The organism is Candidatus Protofrankia californiensis (genome assembly GCF_900634765.1).
Classification (GTDB): Bacteria; Actinomycetota; Actinomycetes; order Frankiales; family Frankiaceae; genus Protofrankia; species Protofrankia californiensis.
Map to the genome: position 1 here is coordinate 7,096 of NZ_CAAAFT010000482.1, position 949 is coordinate 8,044.

The following is a 949-nucleotide window of genomic DNA, read 5'->3' on the forward strand; positions in this document are numbered from 1 at the left end:
TCCCTCCGGCAGCAGTGGGTGGAGCTTCAGAATCTCATCACACGAGGCGCGGCCCCGGCAGTTCGCTTCAAGTGATCCCGGCGACCTGGGCCACCGGCAGGCAGAGCTCACCTGCTACCGTTCCGCTCAACCTGACCGAAAGGTTGAACGTGACGAAGAGCGCGCGGGGTGAGCCCCTGATCGTCATGGAGGGCGTCGAGAAGTCCTTCGGCGGTTTCCGGGCACTGCACGCAATCAACCTGACCGTGCACAGCGGCGAGGTGCTCGTCGTCATCGGTCCATCGGGATCGGGCAAGTCGACGCTGTGCCGTTGCATCAACCGGCTGGAGACCATCGACGCCGGCCGGATCACGATTGACGGGCAGCGGCTGCCCGAGGAGGGACGCGCGCTCGCACGGTTGCGGGCTGAGGTGGGCATGGTCTTCCAGTCGTTCAACCTCTTCGCCCACAAAACCGTGCTGGAGAACGTCACTCTTGGGCCGACGAAGGTCAGAGGAATCCCGCGGGAGGCAGCCGAGCGCCAGGGACGGGAACTGCTCGATCGGGTGGGTGTCGGCGTGAAGGCCGGTAGTTATCCTGCTCAGCTTTCCGGTGGGCAGCAGCAACGTGTCGCGATCGCCCGAGCACTGGCTATGGATCCGAAGGTGATCCTTTTTGACGAGCCCACCTCGGCGCTTGATCCGGAGTACATTGCCGAGGTGCTCGACGTCATGACGGGGCTCGCCCATGACGGCATGACTATGGTGGTCGTCACCCACGAGATGGGGTTCGCTCGGCGGGCCGCGGACCGCGTCATATTCATGGCTGACGGCGGAATTCTCGAGGAAGGCACCCCGGCGAGCTTCTTCGACAGCCCGCGGACACAGCGGGCCCGCGACTTCCTGGCTCGTGTTCTCCCTCACTGACGTCGCCTGCCTGCCTCCCTCCCGGTGGTCCTCCCCCCGCGTCC

Annotated in this window: 1 protein-coding gene; it reads left to right on the top strand. The window is 65.3% G+C overall.

The window, feature by feature from the left end; all coding sequences use genetic code 11:
• Positions 1–185 precede the first annotated feature (185 nt).
• Positions 186–905 carry an amino acid ABC transporter ATP-binding protein gene (locus DD1DGNOD_RS24820; protein WP_131768802.1) on the top strand — a complete coding sequence of 240 codons (720 nt, stop codon included), beginning with the start codon at positions 186–188 and terminating at the stop codon, positions 903–905.
• Positions 906–949 lie beyond the last annotated feature (44 nt).

What these genes read in the sequence shown, in the direction of transcription:
- DD1DGNOD_RS24820 (WP_131768802.1), top strand. Translation starts at nt 186, where the DNA reads ATGGAGGGCGTCGAGAAGTCCTTCGGCGGTTTCCGGGCACTGCACGCA.